At 67.3% G+C, this 18,621-nt stretch carries 13 protein-coding genes and 2 pseudogenes; 12 read left to right on the plus strand and 3 right to left on the minus strand.

What is annotated here, in order from left to right; genetic code table 11:
• The first annotated feature begins 9 nt into the window (after positions 1–9).
• Positions 10–708, plus strand: coding sequence for a hypothetical protein (locus AZE13_RS24595; protein WP_147264713.1), 699 nt, complete (start codon positions 10–12; stop codon positions 706–708).
• A 327-nt stretch (positions 709–1,035) separates the two neighbouring features.
• Here the strand turns inward: AZE13_RS24595 and AZE13_RS24600 are convergent, their stop codons facing one another.
• Positions 1,036–1,611, minus strand: a complete 576-nt coding sequence (locus AZE13_RS24600; RefSeq protein ID WP_066936114.1) for a hypothetical protein — start codon at positions 1,609–1,611, stop codon at positions 1,036–1,038.
• Positions 1,612–3,566: 1,955 nt separating this feature from the next.
• Here AZE13_RS24600 and AZE13_RS24605 point away from each other — a divergent pair.
• Both AZE13_RS24605 and AZE13_RS24610 read left to right on the plus strand, forming a co-directional pair.
• The gene (locus tag AZE13_RS24605; protein ID WP_066936117.1) at positions 3,567–4,853 is read left to right on the plus strand and encodes an MFS transporter; all 1,287 of its coding nucleotides are present in this window, start codon (positions 3,567–3,569) and stop codon (positions 4,851–4,853) included.
• A gap of 137 nt (positions 4,854–4,990) precedes the next feature.
• A pseudogene (locus tag AZE13_RS24610) lies at positions 4,991–5,275 on the plus strand (IS5/IS1182 family transposase); the annotation flags it as partial.
• Between the two features lie 18 nt (positions 5,276–5,293).
• On the opposite strand, the gene AZE13_RS24615 reads toward AZE13_RS24610, so the two are convergent.
• Positions 5,294–6,064, minus strand: a complete 771-nt coding sequence (locus AZE13_RS24615; RefSeq protein WP_258527964.1) for a GNAT family N-acetyltransferase — start codon at positions 6,062–6,064, stop codon at positions 5,294–5,296.
• 708 nt (positions 6,065–6,772) lie between these two features.
• Between AZE13_RS24615 and AZE13_RS24620 the strand changes: the two genes are divergently transcribed.
• The 5 genes and pseudogenes from AZE13_RS24620 to AZE13_RS24635 all read left to right on the plus strand — a co-directional run bounded on the left by AZE13_RS24620 (position 6,773) and on the right by AZE13_RS24635 (position 13,254).
• Positions 6,773–8,356: a class I adenylate-forming enzyme family protein gene (locus tag AZE13_RS24620; protein ID WP_258527965.1), complete on the plus strand. Its 1,584-nt coding sequence runs from the start codon at positions 6,773–6,775 to the stop codon at positions 8,354–8,356.
• Between the two features lie 372 nt (positions 8,357–8,728).
• A pseudogene (locus AZE13_RS24625) lies at positions 8,729–9,043 on the plus strand (DUF4442 domain-containing protein); the annotation flags it as partial.
• A 1,126-nt stretch (positions 9,044–10,169) separates the two neighbouring features.
• The gene (locus AZE13_RS24630; protein ID WP_066936126.1) at positions 10,170–11,213 is read left to right on the plus strand and encodes an SMP-30/gluconolactonase/LRE family protein; all 1,044 of its coding nucleotides are present in this window, start codon (positions 10,170–10,172) and stop codon (positions 11,211–11,213) included.
• An 8-nt stretch (positions 11,214–11,221) separates the two neighbouring features.
• Entirely contained in the window at positions 11,222–11,428 is a 207-nt protein-coding gene (locus AZE13_RS34345) for a hypothetical protein (protein WP_258527978.1), read from the plus strand.
• Positions 11,429–11,508: 80 nt separating this feature from the next.
• A complete protein-coding gene (locus tag AZE13_RS24635; protein ID WP_066936129.1) occupies positions 11,509–13,254 on the plus strand; it encodes a molybdopterin-dependent oxidoreductase in 1,746 nt (581 codons plus the stop codon).
• Between the two features lie 504 nt (positions 13,255–13,758).
• On the opposite strand, the gene AZE13_RS24640 is transcribed toward AZE13_RS24635, so the two are convergent.
• Positions 13,759–14,454, minus strand: a complete 696-nt coding sequence (locus AZE13_RS24640; protein WP_258527966.1) for an E3 ubiquitin ligase family protein — start codon at positions 14,452–14,454, stop codon at positions 13,759–13,761.
• A gap of 316 nt (positions 14,455–14,770) precedes the next feature.
• Here AZE13_RS24640 and AZE13_RS24645 point away from each other — a divergent pair, with 316 nt between their 5' ends.
• The 4 genes from AZE13_RS24645 (at position 14,771) to AZE13_RS24655 (ending at position 18,121) form a co-directional block, all read left to right on the plus strand.
• Positions 14,771–15,436 carry a class I SAM-dependent methyltransferase gene (locus AZE13_RS24645; protein WP_066936135.1) on the plus strand — a complete coding sequence of 222 codons (666 nt, stop codon included), beginning with the start codon at positions 14,771–14,773 and terminating at the stop codon, positions 15,434–15,436.
• The gene (locus tag AZE13_RS34350) at positions 15,433–15,672 is read left to right on the plus strand and encodes a DUF4287 domain-containing protein (protein WP_079124329.1); all 240 of its coding nucleotides are present in this window, start codon (positions 15,433–15,435) and stop codon (positions 15,670–15,672) included. Before AZE13_RS24645 ends, AZE13_RS34350 begins: the two co-directional genes overlap by 4 nt.
• 169 nt (positions 15,673–15,841) lie before the next feature.
• On the plus strand, positions 15,842–16,417 hold the full coding sequence (locus AZE13_RS24650; protein WP_258527967.1) for a hypothetical protein: 576 nt from the start codon (positions 15,842–15,844) through the stop codon (positions 16,415–16,417).
• Between the two features lie 213 nt (positions 16,418–16,630).
• Positions 16,631–18,121, plus strand: a complete 1,491-nt coding sequence (locus AZE13_RS24655) for an AAA family ATPase (RefSeq protein WP_066936138.1) — start codon at positions 16,631–16,633, stop codon at positions 18,119–18,121.
• The last annotated feature ends 500 nt before the right edge of the window (positions 18,122–18,621 follow it).

Below are 18,621 nucleotides of genomic sequence, written 5' to 3' on the forward strand. Positions count from 1 at the left end.
GGCTTCTCCGTGCAACTAGCCAGCGCGAACCCGGACTTCTTTTTCCATGCCGACCTAACCTTGGCCTGGGAGGAAATTTCACCGAGTCCAACGCATCACGACCCACAGGCAGTGGCGTGCGACTACGTGAGAGGCGTGGCCGAATCCGTGGCCAACAAACGCCCGTTGAACCAAGCAGAAATAGTCGAGCACCGAGTCAATACCCTCCTCGGCGTCCCCCGCGACCTTAAAGACGAAGCGGTTCGGATCGCATGGGGTCACGCGCAGATCACGGCGGATCCAGCGGACATAGCTGACGCAACCGCAGAGCGGCGCCGCCAACGCGAGTCGCGGCTCAAGACCGAGGAGCAAGAGCGGGAGATCGCTCGCATCGAAGCCTTCCGGTACCGCGTGCTCAGCGATCCCGGGATGGCGCTCGCTCATTCGTTCATGAACAACCCCGGGAGTTTTGATGAGGGCGCAATCACCCGCATCGAAAACCTTGCCCGAAAGGCCGCCGTTTACGACCCGCAAAACGCGTGGGTAGCCATAGCCCATATACTCCAGGAGTTCATATCTGAACTATCCTCTGACGCTCGCACGGAAATGATCAGTGCGCTCCCTTGGTGGTTTGCTCGATACAGAAAATCAGAGTTCACGCAGCGCCTACGCAAAGAGATGGAGCTCCGCAACATCCCCTTCCATCTTGACGAGACGGAAGAGAGCTGAGAGGTACTGGGCTGCCTTACGTCACGGCTGCCGGGCATGCAGTCGCCGGAGCCCCTGACGCCCGGTTGCCCAAGCGGTCACTACGCAGGTCAAGTCCGTTGCCGCCATGCATCGCCTGTCCCTATGCTCCTGGGCAACCCGTTGACGGAGACGGGTAGCCGCGGGATCACGCGAGCCGATAGAGCTGCCGGTAGCTGGGAAGGTAGCCTCGCGCCCCGAGGCGAAGACCCGCCCGAGCGCAGGGAGGAACAGCCGTCCGGCCCAATGCCCTGCCGGCTGGCCCCCCGTGAGAGGAGGCCAGCCCGCCAGGGCCCGGCCCATACTCGATCAGATTGCGATGACGCCGCCGGCGAAGTCGTAGACGACCGTCTGCCATTCCAGCACTGGACAAATGGCCACCAGCAGCGTGTCCAGACCATTCACTCCACCCGCAGCAACCCGGCCCAGGGCTTCCTCATGGACCGGGAAGTTGCCCTGAAGCGCATCGCAGTGCCAACAGCCGTTGGCCAGCTGCCGCTCGCGCATGGTCCTGCTGTACCGGCTCTTGACACCGGCGGCCAGGTCAGTGCGCCCCATGCGCTGCACCAAGAGCTGGCACAATGCCATCGTCTTCTCATTGTCCGTGGTGTGCAGCCCCACGTAGCCGTGGGAGGGCCGGTCCGGGTATAGCCCTATCAGGCACAAGGTGTCCTTGCGGCACTTCCAGCACGCCCTGGTCATGCCGAGTACGCGCAGGTCGACGGTGGTCGCGCAGCCGGAGGGCGGCACCGTTGGTAGCTCAAGGTTCTCCGGATCAAAGTCCGTGGATTCGGCGAGTTCGTCCAGGCTCTGGCAGGTCGCGCACCACACCTCCCAACCCTCGTCGCCCTTACGGAGGAACCCGCCATTTGGGAACACCAGCACGGAACACCTTGTGCAGCCACCTGCGAACCGGTTTTTCACGCGCTGCCCCCTCCTCGGCTCGGACCCGCATCAGGGCACCTCGCCCCCCTGCGTACGCTACCGGCTGCGCATAGGGGCCCCCTCGTCCGAGCCACACTAATCCGCAGGTTAAGGCGGCATGGGCCTCCTCCTCCCCATGGCCCGAAGGTCACTTTGTGGTCACAGTGCAGGCGGGAACAGCCGGGGACCAGCGGGCATAGGTGGGTACCTTTGCCCTGTTAGGTCCAGATATGCACAGCTCGGAGGGGCGGGCCGTCGAGGGGATGACCGCGGGTCCAAAGGACCGTGGTCTGGACTCTCCGTCCCAACAGCTGAGTTGAGGGACCGGAGCACGAGGACTTCGGTACCCTCCTGGCTTCTGGTCGGAAACGGAGTGGGGGTGTCCGAGCAGCGGATGCCCCCACGCCGGTCGGGGTTGGGCGGCGTGGCCGACCGGCGGGATGGGCGCAGCCGTGGGGGAGGTCGGAGGGCGAGTTCCTGGGGGAGTTGTACCGGCAGGCCACGGTTCACGCCGCGCACCGCCGAATGGGAACTGTTTTTTTGGGGTAGTCGACCTCGCGTAATCAGGAGTCGCGTATGGCTCAGTTGCTGAAGGCTCGTGGTCACTGTGAGTGGTTGCCGGGTGCATGGTGGCGCCAGGTGCCTCCGGTCTCTTTGGTGAGGCGGGCGGTGGTGTCGTCGTAGCCCAGCATCCGGGCGACCACGGGCGCCGGGGCTTGGAAGACAAGATTGCGCCGTGATGCCTGCGGTTTGGCCGGCGAACTCGATACGGCCGGGCAGAGCGGCGAGGATGCCAACGGCCTGGCCTGTCGCGCACAGGGGACTGGGGCGGATCAGCTTCAGCCCGCCGATGACTTCTCCCCGCTCCCGGACAGCGACCGACACGACGACTGTGGTCGCCCGGTCTCAGAGCCCGTGAGTGATACGGACGCCCGCCTCGCCTACGTTGCTGTGACACGCGCCTGCTGTCGACTTGACCTCGGTGGTATTGCATGGATCGAGGATTTTCCTGCCACCTCGGAGCTCTCGCGACAAGCCCGAAGGCTGCAAAGAGGTTCTTGGTCTGCTGGTGGTGCAGCGCTCATGGCGGTGTTGACCTGCTGAAACGGTGGTTGTGACCGCCATCGGGAGAGAAGTGGTCCGTGTATGGTCCGGATCTTGGTGTTAGCTACCTGACTGCTCCCAGTCCCGTCGACAGCACTCGGGGGTCGTGCACCACGCGGTCGGCACGTGTGCTGGAGCAGCGCGGCGTGGCGATCCTCAATTGCTTCGAACATGACAGTGGTCGCTTCCCTCCGCGGAACAGCCGTCGAGGCTCGGCGAGAGGAGCCGGGCGGAGTTCAAGAAATGGAGGGGCGCCAACTGTCGGGAAATGAGCACACCGACCTCAGAGGGTGCTGATCGCGGTACCTCTTCGGCTTCCATTGGCGCCGGAGTTGGGGCAGGGTTGCGGGAGTAGCGGGTTGACCTGCGTCTATGCAGGTCAGAGGTGGTGCAGGGCGTATTGGCGCATGTGCATGTGTCGTCACCTGTCACCACCTCTGGCAGGGTGGATGCTGACTTAGCTGATGCTGCGTCAGGTGTAACTGATGGAGTGTCACACCGTGACCTCGCGTGGGGTGGATCAGGCGGGGAGTGGCCTTACGTATCGAGCTGCTGCGTAGCCTCTATTTTCGGAGTCGGCCGCTGTCAATATTCGTCCTGAGGACCATCTGGTGTCCCGGACGTGTCGTTGGAAGCGGGATGGTCAAGGGGCGTGCTTGGGGTGCCACAAAGAGCAGCTACTGAACTTGATTGGGTGATGTCGGCCCGGTTTGCCTGCCGGTCGGCCGTCGGGCCGGTAGCCCTGGGGGATGAGGTATGCGCAGGGCGGGGGCTGAACGATGCTGTGAAGTGCCACTGTTAGCCTGATCGACATGACCAGGAGGGGGTCCAGGCAACAGGTGCCCAGTGGGCTAGCTTCTGGTCCGCAGCGAGCTCTGATCACCGCCAGTTTCGTCAGCAGGGTAGGCAATGGTCTGTTCAACACCGCTGCCATCCTCTACTTCACGCTCGTGGTGCACCTGCCCGCCACACAGGTAGGAGCGGGTCTGACGATCGCCGGCCTCAGCGGCTTGGTGGCTGGCATACCGGCGGGGAATCTAGCGGACCGGTACGGACCACGCACGATCTGGCTGATAACCCTCGCCCTACAGACCGCCACGATGGCGGCTTTCGTCTTCATCAACAGTTGGCTCGCGTTCACGCTCGTCGCCACCCTGGACCGGCTGGCGGCCACGGCAAGCGGCGCCGCGGGCGGTGCACTCATCGCGAGAGTCGGCGGTGAACGTCCTGCCGCCTTCCGGGCCAGACTCCGCACCTTCGTCAATCTCGGCGTCGTCGTGGGCACCCTGGGCGCGGCCTTCGCCATCCAGATCAACACTCGCCCTGCCTACACCGGGCTGATCCTGGCAAACGCCGCCAGCTTCGCCTGCGCCGCACTGATCGTGTTCCTAGGCGTCCCGAACTACCGGCCCCTGCCCCGGCCCAAGGAGCACCGTCAGTGGTCCGTCCTGGCCGACCGGCCGTACGTGTCCTTCGTTGCGCTCTACAGTGCCATGGGCCTGCAGTACCAGACCGTCTCCGTACTGCTGCCGATCTGGCTCACCGCCCACACCGACGCACCGCGCTGGACCGTGGCAGCGGTCTACGCGATCAACAGCGGCGTCTGCATGCTGCTCCAAAGCAGACTTGGCTCCAAGGTGGAAACCCCACGACAGGGCGGCCGCGCCTTCCGCCTCGCCGGGCTCCTGTTCCTTATCAGCTGTCCGTTGATGGCACTGACAGCTGATGTTCCCGCGTGGGTCGCACCGGCGCTCGCCGTCCTTGCAGTGTGCATCCACAGCGTCGGAGAGGTGTGGGAGTCGTCGGCCAGCTTCGCGCTCGGCTTCGGTCTCGCACCCGACCATGCCCAAGGGCAATATCAGGGCCTCTTCGGTATCGGCTTCGACGCAGGCCAAGCCCTCGCCCCTGTGATCCTGACCGGAGCAGTCCTTGCGCTCGGACACACGGGATGGCTACTCCTTGGCGCATTCTTCGCGGGCCTGGGCGTGGCAGGACCTCCGGTGGCCGCATGGGCCGAGCGAACCCGCCCCAGGAAACCAGGTACGGAAGCTTCCGCACGACGTCGGCAAGGTGAATCCCCGCTGCTAGAGGCCGACTAGAACTTGATTGTGTGATGTCGGTCAGCCGTCTATGACCAGGCCGGTGCCGGCGAGGCATCCGTCGACCAGGTCCGGGCCGTACTGGATCTGCTTGAGTCTGCGCTTCACAGCCCGGGTGATCTGGCTCAGGTCGGCGTGCCGACAAGGCGTACGGCTCCCGAGCGAACCGCGCCTACCTGCGTCGACGCGGCATCCTCTGCATCATCCCGGAGAAGCGCGACCAGATCGCCCACCGCAAGAAGCGCGGCTCGCGCGGCGGCCGGCCCCCGAAGTTCGACAAGACCGACTACAAGCAGCGCCACGCGGTGGAGTGCGGGATCAACCGCCTCAAGCGCCACCGCGCGGTCGCTACCCGGTACGACAAGCTCGCCGTCCGCTACGTGGCCACCGTGCTGGTCGCCGCCATCGGCGAGTGGCTGTGACCGTGACCAGGCCAGGGATCAGCCCGCCGTGCGGTAGTGGTACGTGCAGACTTCGGTGAAGCCCGCTTTCTCGTATAGCCGGAGAGCGGGGAGGTTATCGTATTCCACCTGCAGGTAGATGCGGCCGGCCCGGCGGGACTCCGCCCAGCGTGCCAGCGCCGCGAGCACGCTGCGGCCCGCGCCCCTGCCACGTGCCTGGGGCAGCGTCGCCATGCCGAACACCCCCGCCCAGCCGTCGTCGACGACCACGCGGCCCACCGCGACGACCTCGTCCCCGATGGCTGCGCGGGCGTAGCCGCACGGCTGTTCCAGCCGGGCGAGCATGTCCCAGCCAGACTGCGGATCCCCTCCGTTCACGGCGTGCCAGACATCGAACCACGCGGCCGTCGGGTGGTCGTCCACGCTCACCTGCTGCGGCTGCGTCGACGACCAATCCACGACTCGTGCAGATGAGGCCACCTGCAGCGACACCGGGCTTTTCGCACGGTAGCCGCGCCCTGCCAGCAGCGCGTCCAGCCTTGGAGGACACACACCCGGAGTGACCTGGACCCGCGCGACCGCGCCGCGCGCGGCATAGAACTCCTCGGCCCTGACAACCCGGCGCAGCAACTCGCCCGGCCCGGCCTCGCCATGCGGCAGCACCGTTCCGACCCACCACGAGCAATGGGGGGCGTGACGCAGCCACCACCCCTCCACGTGCTCAACGTACTCAGCGGGAAGGGCCTGAGCCGCCCTTTCCTGCAAGCCCCTGATCATCTCCGGGCTGACCGCAGCAGGCGAGGCCGCCACGACACCACCTCTCACATCGGCAACCACTTTCGAAACACGCCCTAGTAGCCGCCGTCGCCAAGGGCGCCGCGTTGGTACCTCTCCCAGGGGCCATGAGGGCGCGCAACAGCACCGCGAACTTCCGGCGCCTGGTCGAGTTGGTACCCCTCCCAGGGTCGATGAAAGCCACCTCGTGCCCCGGCTGCCCGCCCGTGATCGTGGTGTTGGTACCCCTCCGAGGAACAATGAGGCCCCCGCAGTCCGCCGCGCGTACGGGCCGCGGTTCCTGTTGGTACCCATCCAGGGGTGATGAGGACGCGGCGACTTCCGCCCGGGTCTCGTACCGGCGGCCCTGTTGGTACCCCGCCGCGGGGCGATGACGACGGGACTGTCGGCATGTCCGCGAACAACAGGTCGGCCTTGGTACCCCTTCCCAGGGGTGATGAGGACCCGGCCGCCGCTGTATGTCAACGCGAAGACGTACGCGTGCAAGGGCCTGCTGAGGTCACACCACGGGGAGCTTTTCCCCGCCATGATGACGAGCGTTCCGTGCGCTCTCTCAAGCGCTCAACTTACCTGCGAATACCGAATTTTCATCAAGGCATGGGCATGGTACTTCGCCAGCTGATGGTCGAAGGTGGCCCCCCGTGAGGCCACGGCTTCTCAGCGGCATGTTTGGATGTGTTGGTGATTGTTAACGCACAGGAAACATCCGAGCCGCGGACGTATGTGGACCGCATTCTGGAACACTGGTACAAGGACGAGGACGCCGAGGCGCTCGTCCAGGGAGCGCAGCGGCTGACCAGAGGGGAGGCTCGGCGGCGGCTGTTCAGGTTGGGGCATGCACTGCGCGGGCAGGGGCTCGCGCCCGGCGACGGAGTGGGGCTGTTCCTGGCCAACCGCGTGGACTCCGTCCTGGTGCAGCTCGCCGTCCATCTCATCGGCTGCCGCGTCGTGTTCCTGCCGCCCGAGCCAGGGCCCGGCGAGCTCGCCGCGCTGGTCGAGCAGTCCCGGGCGCGCGCCGTGGTCACCGACCCGCTCTTCGCGAGGCGGGCCGCCGACGCGGCCGGCCGCAGCGTCCACGCCCCCGAACTGCTCAGCCTCGGGCCCTGTGAGCAGCAGTGCACGGACCTGCTGGCGCTGGCGGCCCAGTGCCCGGACGTGCGCCCCGACGGCGTGCCCGCCCCGGGAGCGGACGAAGCCGTCACCGTCCTCTACACCGGCGGAACCCTGGGCCGCCCCAAGCTCGCCGCGCACAGCCACCGGCTCTACAACGTGCTGGTGGACCTGGTGGAGGACGCCCCGCAGGACTCCGGCTCCGTGTTCTTCCCGGCCATGAACCCGGGCACGGACAGGGTGCTCGCCGCCACGCTGCTCACGCACGGCAGCGGCCACCTCACCTCGCTCCAGGCTCTGGTGACGGGGTCCGCCCTGGTCGTGTTGCCCGAGTTCGAAGCGGGCGCGGCGCTGAGGGTACTGCGCGAGGAGCGGATCACCGCCACCATGTTCGTACCGCCCATGCTGTACGCGGTTCTCGATCACCCGGAGTGCGAGCCGGGCGCCCTGCCCGCGCTGCGGCGGATCGTTGTCGGCGGCGCGGCCACGTCGCCCAGTCGGCTGCAGCAGGCGGTCGAGGTGTTCGGGCCCGTGCTCAGTCAGGGCTACGGGCAGTCGGAGGCGCTCGGCATCACCGCGTTCGGTGCGGAGGATCTCGCCTTGGAGGGAGCCGCGCGCCCCGAGCTCTGGCGGAGCTGCGGTCGCGCGATATCCGACGTCGAGATCGAGATCCGTGGTGAAGACAGCGCGGAGGCACTGCCCGTCAGGCAGGTCGGCGAGGTGTGCGTCCGTGGCGAGACGGTGATGCTCGGCTACTACGAGGACCCGGAGCGCACCGCGGCGGCGCTGCACGACGGGTGGCTGCGCACCGGGGACATGGGTTATCTCGACGCCGAGGGGTACCTCTATCTCGTCGACCGGGCCAAGGACATCATCGTCACCGGCCGTACCAGCGACAACGTTTACTCCCGGGTCCTGGAGGATTTCCTGCTCACGCTGCCCGGTGTGCGCAACGCGGCGGCGCTGGGTGTGCCGGACGAGGAGTACGGGGAGGCCGTACAGATTTTCCTGGCCACGGCCGAGGGTGCTGACGTCGACCCGGAGGCGGTCGGTGCGGCGGTGACCGCCGAGTTGGGAGAGTTGTACACGCCCCGGAAGACGGTGCTGCTGGACCAGCTGCCGACGACCAAGGTCGGCAAGGTGGACAAGAAGGCACTGCGCGCCGCGTGGACGAGCGGGGCCTTGGACACGCCGTAGGCTCCGTTGTTGTGGATCACCCGGCCGATGCGGGGTCAAGTGCTCCGGGAAGACAGGGTCTTTGTGGCGCACCTGACCGGCCGCCCTTTCCCCTATGAAAGGGCGGAAGTGCGGCTCCGCTGTCCTCTAGGTGCCCTCTCGGGAGGTCGCAGAGGCTGCGTCCGCGCCGGAGCTTCCTGGCCTCGACCTCTTCACCGAGGGGCACGTCACCGGCTGGATCCCGGAGGGGTGGTTCACCCTCAGCGAAGAGCGTGCTGACCTGGGGAAACCCATCAGACTTCCCGGAACGCTCGAAGGGCGTGTCAGGGCGCAAGCGCAGTGGCCCTGACCTTGGGGTTCTGAATTTTCATCAAGGCCCACGCGTGCGTCGTCCATCTGTTGGTACCCCTCGCAGGCGCCATGTTTACACTGGCTGAGTCAGCCAGCGGCGCCATCGTCCTCCCCGCGTTCGGAGACCAGCTTTCACGGGCCGTCCCACTAGCAGTACGGGCCGAGATCGGCTACAAGAAGCTTGCTAAGGGGCCGGTGACGGCCACGGCCACGCTGGGGCGCCCGATTGCCGAGGTTATCGCGGAACTTGACGCAGGACAGCGCCCGGAGTTCCCCGTGAGCATCGCCATCCAGCGCGAGGACGAGGCGGTCTCGGGTGAGATGACCGTGGTGTGGACTCTCCGTCCCAACAGCTGAGTTGAGGGACCGGAGCACTATGACTTCGGGACCCGCCTAGCTTCTGGTCGGAAACGGAGTGGGGGTGTCCGAGCATCGGATGCCCCCACGTCGGAGTTGGGCAGCGTTGCCGATCGACGGGATTGGCGCAGTCATGGGGGAGGGCGGAGGGCGAGTCCCTGGGGGAGTTGTACCGGCAGCCCACGGCTCACGCCGCTCACCGTCGAATTGGAACTGCTTGAGGTAACCGGTGACCTCGCGTAATCAGGAGCCGCGTATTCCTCAGTTGCTGAAGGCTCGTGGTCACCGTGAGTGGTCGCCGGGGGCATGGTGGCGCCAAGTACTTCCGGCCTTTTCGGCGAGGCGGGCGGTGGTGTCGCCCTAGCCGAGCATCCGCGCGATCACCGGCGCCGGGGCTTGGAGGACAAGATGGCGGCGTGATGCCTGCGGTTTGGCCGGCGAACTCGATGCGGCCGGGCAGAGCGGCGAGCACGTCAACGGCCTGGCCCATCGCGCACAGGGGACTGGGGCGGATCAGCTTCAGCCCGCCGATGACTTCTCTCGCCCCCGGACAGCGACCGACACGACGACTGTGGTCGCCCGGTCTCGGAGCCCGTGAGTGATGCGGAAGCCCGCCTCGCCTACGTTGCTGTGACACGCGCCCGCAGTCGACTTGACCTCGGTCGTATTGCATGGATCGAGGATTTTCCTGCCACCTCGGAGCTCTCGCGACAAGCCCGAAGGCTGCAAAGAGGTTCTTGGTCTGCTGGTGGTACAGCTGCCACATGGGCGCTGACCTGCTGAAACGACGGTGATTGCCGCGGTTGGAGGGGCATTGGGCCGTCAATGGTCCGGATCTTGAAGCCGGCTGGACGTCTGCCGACATAGAGATGCAGGTCCTCGGCCGTTCTCCGGGTGCGATTGCCCCTCCGTGCTCAGAGAAGCAGGTGGGCTGTAGTGGGGATGACCAGTGGCGCCGCGGAATGCTTGAGGCGTTCGACGAGTCGTCGGGGCTTCCCCGTGTTGACGCCATGGCCGAGTCCAGCAGGCGGGAACGCGGTCCACCATTCCTGGGGAGGGGGGGCGCAGGGAGATCCCGGAGCCGATACTTCGCCGGGCAGACCAACCCGCCGACGGAGGGGAACCGATGAAGAGGAAACTGAGCGGCCTGCTCCGCGCCGCCTTACGCGGGCCGCGCCGCAGCAGCGTGCCGGTGGTTGTACTGGCCGCGGTCGCTGGTGTGTTCGCGCCTGTCCCCGCGTACGCGGCACCGGCCTGTGGCGCCACGGGATCGGCTCCGCCGGTCCAGGTGGCGCACATACCCGACTGGGTCGAGTCGATCGCCGTCGACAAACGGGGCCGGATGTTCGCCACCGCGTACTTCACAGGCCGCGTCTACCGCATAGATGCGCCAGGCCGTACCCCAGTGCCGCTCACCGGGAACGTAGGCGCCAATGGCGGGATCGTTGTCCGTAACGACGGCCAGCTCCTGGTCGGCACCGGCAACGACCTCGTGCACTCGCTCACCGGCGACTCCCTCCCGATATCGAAGCTCCTGCTGGTGGACCCGGAATCCGGCAAGGTCACCACGTACGCTTCGGGACTCGGCGGCATCGACGGCGTCGCCCTCGCACCCGACGGCACCGTGTACACCACGACTCTGGGAGGCCGGAACATCGGCCGCGTCACGCCGGACGGGCGGGTCGACCCCGCCTGGGCTCAGGTGCGGCAGCCCAACGGGATCGCCGTTTCCCCGGACGGAAAGCAAGTCTACGTCATCCAGACCGCCATCGCCCCCGGGCTGTACCGGATTCCGGTCGATGACCCGGCGCACCCGCAGCGCTGGATCTCCGCAGCCCCGTCCGACGCCCTCGCCCTCCCCGATGGGCTCACCCTCGACGGCCGGGGACGGCCGTTGATCGCCACCCATGCGGCAGGGCAGATCTGGCGCGTCGAGGGAGGGAGTCTTTGCGCCGTTGAGTCAGGAATGCGTCTCTCCACGCAGATCACCTACGGACGTGGCGGCCGAGGATTCTCGGCGGGCAAGCTTTATCGGGCAGGTGTCGACGGGAGGATCTATGAAGTTCCCGCTGGCGCCGCCCCGTCGGCCAACCGGTCCCCGGGTGCCGATCCCGGCACGCAGCACGACGACCTCTCACTCCAGGGACTGTCGTCGGTGGTGATCAACTGACAGAGCTCATCGCGCTCGCCATAGCGGTGAGCCGGGAGTGCGATGAATGCGTCGCCGCCCACGCGCACGCAGTCGTGCTCCAGCGAGCCACCCCGCCGGAGGCAGCCGAGACCCTCGGCGTCACGTTCCTGCTGCTCGCTGTGTCCGCGCCACGGGTGCGGCTTCCGCGACATCTTGTGCGGTTTCGGCAAATATCGCTGGATACCTGGTGTTAGCGCTACCGGCCAGGGTGGCGGAAGGTGGGTGCTCAGTGGTGGACGGAGGAAAGTCTGGCGAGGTCCCGGCTCCGCCGGACATGCCCGTGTCTCCGGAGGCGGTGCGGGACTACCGGAGGGAACTTACCGAGGGGGAGGATGTCATCGACCCGGCCACCTGGTCCGGTTCGGTGCCGCAGGCGTACGGAGTCGCTCCGCGGGTGCGCATCGGCCGTGACAGGTGGTTCAACCTGCTCTGGCTGCTGCCCCTCGGGTTCCTGGCCCTGATCATCGCTGTCGCGGCGGCCAAGCAACTGCGCGCCCTTGGGCCGGTACAGCGGTTCATCCACGACCACCCGGGCACGATCCTGGTCGCGCGCTCCATGCGCATGGATGGGCTGCCGGCCTGGCTGGGCTGGCAGCACTTCCTCAACCTGTTCCTGATGATCTTCATCATCCGCTCCGGGATCCAGATCATCGGTGACCACCCGCGTCTGTACTGGACCAGACACAGCACACCGGGCCGGGACTGGTTCCGGGTACAGAGGCCGGTGCCGTCCGATCCGCTGTGGACGGCGAAGAAGGACTCCATCGCCCTGCCCGGACAGGTGGGGCTGCCCGGGCTTCGGCACTCGATCGGGCTGGCCCGCTGGTGGCACCTGGGTGTGGGGACGCTGTGGCTGCTCAACGGCCTTGTCTTCTACCTGCTGTTGTTCACCACCGGACAGTGGCGCCTGGTGGTCCCCACCAGCTGGGACGTCTTCCCTGACGCGGCGTCGGCGCTGATCCAGTATGTATCGCTGGACTGGCCGACCGGGCCCGCCTGGGTGAACTACAACAGCCTGCAGCAGCTCTCCTACTTCACCACGGCCTTCCTCGCCGCTCCGCTCGCGCTGCTGACCGGACTGGGCATGTCGCCGGCCCTCTCGACCCGGTTCAGGTGGATCAGCAAGCCGGTGAGCATCCAGGCAGCGCGCTCACTGCACTTCCTGGTCCTCGTGTGGTTCCTGGTCTTCATCGTGGCCCACATTGCTCTGGTGTTCACCACAGACCTGCAACGCAACCTCAACCAGATGTACGCCGCCCGCGGCGGCAACGGCGGGACGGGCCTGTGGATCTTCCTCGCCTCGATGGCCGTGGTCATCGCCGGCTGGATCGCCGCCACCCCGTTCACCCTGCGCCACCCCCGAGCGGTGCAGCGCGCCGGGTACGCGCTCATCGGCCCCGCACAGCGCCTCTTCGAGCACGTGGACGCCAAACCGGGCGAGTACACCGAGAAGGACATCTCCCCATACTTCTGGCACAACGGCCAGTACCCCGACTCACCGGAATACCGCCGGCTCTACGACGGCAACTTCGCCGACTACAAGCTGCACATCCACGGCCTTGTCGACAACCCCGTCGAACTCGACCTGCGCCAGCTACGGGCCCTGCCCCACCACGAGCAGATCACCCAGCACTTCTGCATCCAGGGCTGGTCGGGCGTCGCCAAGTGGGGCGGCGTGTCCATGCGCACCATCCTGGACCTGGTCAAGCCGAACCCCGAGGCCAAGTGGGTCGTCTTCTACTCCCTGGGCGACGGCCCGGACAAGGGACGCTACTACGACGCCCACCCCATCGAGCAGATGAGCCACCACCTGACCATGCTCGCCTACGACATGAACGGCCAACCGCTGTCGTTCGGCCACGGCGCCCCGCTGCGCCTGCGCAACGAGGTACAGCTCGGCTTCAAACAGATCAAGTGGATCCAGGGCATCGAGTTCGTCGCCGACTTCTCCCGGATCGGCGGCGGACACGGTGGCTACAACCCAGACCACGAGTTCTTCGGCTACCGCCAATCCCTGTAGCGACAAGAAGGAATCTTCGTCATCCCCTCGTAGGGCAAGCCCCCCTCGATTGCTGCCTCAGTGATACCCCAACAGCGCGGGACCCCGGTGGTCACGTCCTCGCGGCGTCCTCCGCTGCTCAAGACCAATCTCACCGACAGCTGCTGTACCGATGCGCCAACCGACGCCAATTGCATCGGATGCGAATAGGCGACACCGGCCCTGGCTCTCGGCTACCACGACAAGGCAGCCACCCGGCTGGTCACCGAGCCGGAGGAACCTGGAGCCGATACGCCCCCGGCGACCACACACGGCAACCGGCAACTCGACCATCAAGGCGCGTGACCGGCTCACTGCCCCGGGGAGTGCAACTGGACACCGGTGGGGACTGTGAGCACCCTCCCCATAGGCGGCCACTTACGGCGCAATTTGTGAAGTCCCAAGAGATGCTGGGCACGGAAGTCCGGCAAGATTGACAATTGACAACCGCCATCGCCCTCTTCGCCGGCACCTACGCCCTGATCATCAGCGGATGAGGCCGAGCACCAGGAAGACGATCCCGGCGACAACGGCCAGGACCGTACCGACACCGAAGACCAGCACCTTGTGGTTCTCAGCCCGGAGCAGTTCCTGCTCGGACTTGACCGACATGATGAAGACTCCGCCCTCCTCCGGAGCACCGAGGACGAGCCGACCGTCACTGTCAGTGGCTTCACCATGGACGTAGAAGCGACTGCCCGGACGGACCACCCACTCCTCGCGCCGGAAGCCGATGGTCCCGTCGCCACCGCCGAGGTTCAGGTTCAGCGGGCCGATCGTGAGGCGGCTGCCACTGCCTCCCGTGTGCGGATCGAAACGGTCCAGCACCTTCTCGGCGCCCACCACACCATGCTCGCCAGGGCGGATCACCATCTTGCCGGTGGCGTCCTCCACGAAGAACGCGGTGGAGCTGGAGTGCTCGGAGAGCACCTCGGTGCGAGTCCTGCGCTTCCGATTGCCGTTGCTGTCGCGATAGGTCTCCTTGTACCTGCGGGTGATCTTGTGCTTGTGCCACACGCAGTCCAGGCCCTCCAGCTCGGACCGCAGCACACCGCTCTTGTGCGGACGGGCCTGGCCGACGACTTCACAGCAGTAACGGAAGTGCCCCCCGCCCGCGGCCTCCGCGGCCGCCTCGTGCAGCGCCCGCAGGTCCTGTACCGGAAGCGTCTCGGTGCTCTCCATTGACCGCGCCCGGCCGTTCGCAGCACGCGCCGTATACGCACACACCGCTGCCACCACCAAGCCAGCCAAACCTATCCAGATCACTACAACTCCACGATTGGCCTACCCCCTCGACGGCGCGACCCTACCCAGGACCGTCCACGGAGCAGCAATCGCCTTCGAATCTCGCGCAAAGCCCGATCCCGACCAGCCAGGGGCGCCTCCCCGCACAGTGGACGGCGCGTCCCGGGCGGCCGTACGGCTCCGACCGCCCGCCGCTAGGCTGGGTCGCGGGCGGTTCTGCGTCGGCCGGAAGCGCGGAAGAGGCGACGAGCACATGACCGAGCACGAGCGGGAGCTGGCCGATGCCCAACGCGAGCACTGGCAGCACACCTACACCGCCCATCCCGGCATGTACGGTGAGCAGCCCTCCGCCCCCGCCATCCACGCAGCCTCGGTGTTCCGCGCGGCCCAGGTCAGGGACGTGCTGGAACTCGGTGCCGGACACGGGCGCGACGCTCTGTACTTCGCCCGCGAGGGCTTCACCGTCCAGGCCACCGACTTCAGCCCCGTCGGCCTCCGGCAGCTCCGGTACGCCGCCCATGAGCAGGGCGTCGCCGACCGGATCACCACCACGGTGCACGACGTACGCGAGCCGCTGCCGCTGCCGGATGCCTGTGTGGACGCGGTGTTCGCGCACATGCTGCTGTGCATGGCCCTGTCCACCAGGGAGATCCACGCCCTGGTGGGCGAGGTCCGGCGCGTGCTGCGGCCGGGCGGGACCTTCTTCTACACCGTCCGCCACACCGGCGACGCGCACTACGGAACCGGCATCGCCCACGGCGACGACATCTACGAACACGGCGGCTTCGCCGTCCACTACTTCACGCGTGACCTGGTCGATGCCCTCGCCGGCGGCTGGACCCGGCGCGAGGTGCATGCCTTCGAGGAAGGCGACCTGCCTCGCCGCCTGTGGCGCATCACCCAGGCCCTGCCACGGTGACCACGGAACCCGTACCGGCGGTCGGCACCACCGTCGGGGCGGCGAAGGGCCCTGCCAGCTACTTCCCCTCCATCGAGAAGAAGCACGCCCGCCCGATCACGCAACGGAACGATCTCACCCGTTCCTCACCCCGGACCAAGCACATGGAGCTCGTGAGCTGGCTGAAGACCGAACACGGCCTGGGTGGCTTTGTTCATCTTCAGCAACAGCGTTTGTTGACGAGTACTGCTCGATAAAGCCACCCGATCCATCGGGTCGCCACTCGAGGTGATCTGCCAGAGGGCCGAACGGTCCCGGCCCGACCGCCCAGACTGTACGCACCGGTCCCTCTCCGGGACCTTTCGGCCCTCTCCCGGACCTGACTGGTCTTGAGACCCTCCGAACAGCAGGCGAAGGGGGTACACGATGACTCCTTGGACGATGCGCCCACCATGGCGGCACGACCTGCTCCGGCGCGGCACGGACGTGGCACAGTCCTGGATGGCCCTGGCCACCGGGCTGCTCATCTCCGTGGCGGCCCCGACCGCCGGGGTGCTGGCCGGCCAGGCGGTGGACACGGCGTCCCAGCAGCAACACGCCGACTGGCACGCGGTCACCGCCGTGGTGACGAAGGAGCCGCCCGCCCGCGCCGGCCTTGACGCCAGGGACGGCACGGGCGGCCGGGTGCACGCGACAGTGCGCTGGACGGCCTCGGACCATACCGTGCGGACAGGAGAGACAGCTGTGGCACCCGGCGCTTGTGCCGGAGACCGGACGACCGTGTGGCTGGACCGGTACGGAGCCCTGCTAAGGGACCCGCGCACCCCGGCGGACGTCTTGGCCCTGAGCGTCGCGGCTGGCGCCGTAGCCGCGTCCGGTACCGGGCTGTTGCTCTTCGGCACAGACAGGGCCGGCGTCCTCCTGCTGAACCGCAAGCGCTACGCCCAGTGGGAGAAGGAGTGGGCGGAACTCGACGCGCAAGGACGGCACCACCGTCGATGAACGTGCCAGGGCCCTCGGCAGTCGGGATCGGCGGCCGCCCCTTTCCAAAGCTGCCGTAAGCCCCGGATACCCCCGCGCCGGTGGGTGAGCCGGCTGGCGACCGCAGTGACACGGCGTACCCCGATCAGTCCAGTGGGCAGGGCATGGAGTGATAGCCGGAGGTGTACTGGACGCACAACGACGCCATCGGCCATCGAGCGAGGGGAGCGGTCCGTGTCGCCACCGGATGCTGCTGCCCACCCGGTGAAGCCCGACCGGGTGTTCGATCGGGAGAGCGAGTGGGCCGACCTGGTGGGCTTCGCGTGCGATGAACGCCCCGGGGCTACGCTCGGCCTGGTCTCGGGACAGCGCCGACAAGGCAAGACCTTCCTGCTGGAAACCGTTGCCCAGGCCGTCGACGGCTTCTATTTCGACGGGCAGGAAGCGGCGGAAGCCGAGACCCTGCACCGGCTCGCAGACCGCCTGGGCGAGTACACCGGGACGACTCATCCACCGCGCTGGCAGCGGTGGGAGGACGCCGTGGACGCGCTGCTGGCGCTGGGCGACCAGAGCCCGTCCCTCGTGATCATCGACAACTTTCCCGACCTGGTGGGCCCGAGCCCGGCGCTGCCGTCCGTTATCCACAGTGCCTTGCGCCGCCTGCACCAGGTGCGCAGGCACAACCGCGTACGCCTCATCCTCAGCGGCGGAACCCCTGTCCTGATGCGAAGGCTCTTCTCCGGCTCGTCGTCCCTGCACCGGCTCGCCTCGCTGGAACTCCTGGTGCGGCCGTTCGGCTTTCGTGAGGCGGCACGGTTCTGGGGAATCCGGTCCCCACGACTCGCCGTGCAGGTGCACGCCATCGTGGGGGGAACTCCCGCCTACCGCAGCGACCTCGTGTGTGACGATACCCCCGCCGGCCCGCAGGATTTCGACGCATGGGTATGCAGAACCGTCCTCAACCCACGGGTCCCGCTGTTCTGGGAGGCGCGCAGTCTCCTGGAAGGAGAGGCGAATCACGCGGACCGGGCGCTGTGCCACTCCGCGCTGGCCGCGATCACCGCCGGCTGCTCCACACCCGGTGAGATCGCCGAACGCATCGGGGCACCACTGACCGACGTGTCCCACGTCCTGGCCGTACTGCGGAACCGTGGTCTGCTGCACGGCGAGCCCGACGCGTTCCGGCACGGGCTGACGCGCTACCGCATCGCCGAGCCACTGCTGGCCTTCGAGCACGCCCTCGCCCGGCCCCATCGCACCGCGGTCGAGCAGGAGGACGCCGCCAGCGTGTGGCACCGGGCCCGCGAGACCTTCGACTCCGCCGTTGCCGCACCGCACTTCACCCAGCTCTGCCGGCACTGGGCCACCGACCACGCCGCCCCCGCCACCATGGGCGGAGAGCCTGAAACGGCCCTGCGCGGCACCATCTCCGATCCCGCGGAGCACACCCGCCTCGATATCGACGTGGCGGTGCGAGGGACTGTCGACGGCCGGCCCGGAGTCCTGCTGTCGGTCGGGCTCGCCCGCTGGGACGAGAGCATGGACATGCACCACCTGGAGCGGCTGCTGCACATTCTGTCGGTCCTCGCCGCCTCCGGCGAGGACATCAGCCGGGCCAGACCAGGCTGCTACAGCGCGATGGGATTCGGCCCGGAACTGCGGTCCGCGGAAGCCAGGGGCGAGGTCTTCCTGGTCAACGTCGACAGGCTCTACCACGGCGAGTGACCGATGGCCGCCGACCGCGCGGCCGAGCACGGTCCGGTCGTCCCTTGATCACTCCCAGGGGGACGAGGACCTTGGGTGCCTCAACGACGTCAGGCGTGTTGACCGAACTAACTCATGCGTCCTCCCAGGTCAGTTGGGGTGTCTGCTAGCTTCCCGGCATGCCCGTTGAACAGCGTCCCGACAGGGATCTGAAGAACTTTGTGCTGCCTGAGTTGGGCAAGCTACTGAAGGCGAGAGACCGCTGGGAGCCATACCAGGTGTTGGACCCGCTCGGACGGCCGGTCGAGCCTGTCGCGACGTACCTCAGAGATCTGATGGCAGCGGACAGTTCGCCGTTGACGCCGTTGTCGACGACGGCGATATTCGGCTCCCCGAACACCACGAAATGGACCAGGGGGACCGCGGCGTCGCGACCACCGTTCGCCGGGGGTCGGCGGCCGTGCGCCGAGATCCCCACTGCGCCGGAGGTTCCCGGTCCGCCCGATAGCCAGCAGAGCATT

It is taken from the genome of Streptomyces sp. NBRC 110611, from assembly GCF_001590865.1.
Taxonomy (GTDB): domain Bacteria; phylum Actinomycetota; class Actinomycetes; order Streptomycetales; family Streptomycetaceae; genus Streptomyces.

Excerpts from the sequence above, each read along its gene's own strand:
- AZE13_RS24605 (WP_066936117.1), top strand. The coding sequence starts at position 3,567 with ATGACCAGGAGGGGGTCCAGGCAACAGGTGCCCAGTGGGCTAGCTTCT.
- AZE13_RS24630 (WP_066936126.1), top strand. The coding sequence starts at position 10,170 with ATGAAGAGGAAACTGAGCGGCCTGCTCCGCGCCGCCTTACGCGGGCCG.
- AZE13_RS24635 (WP_066936129.1), top strand. The coding sequence starts at position 11,509 with ATGCCCGTGTCTCCGGAGGCGGTGCGGGACTACCGGAGGGAACTTACC.
- AZE13_RS24640 (WP_258527966.1), bottom strand. The coding sequence starts at position 14,454 with ATGGAGAGCACCGAGACGCTTCCGGTACAGGACCTGCGGGCGCTGCAC.
- AZE13_RS24645 (WP_066936135.1), top strand. The coding sequence starts at position 14,771 with ATGACCGAGCACGAGCGGGAGCTGGCCGATGCCCAACGCGAGCACTGG.
- AZE13_RS24650 (WP_258527967.1), top strand. The coding sequence starts at position 15,842 with ATGACTCCTTGGACGATGCGCCCACCATGGCGGCACGACCTGCTCCGG.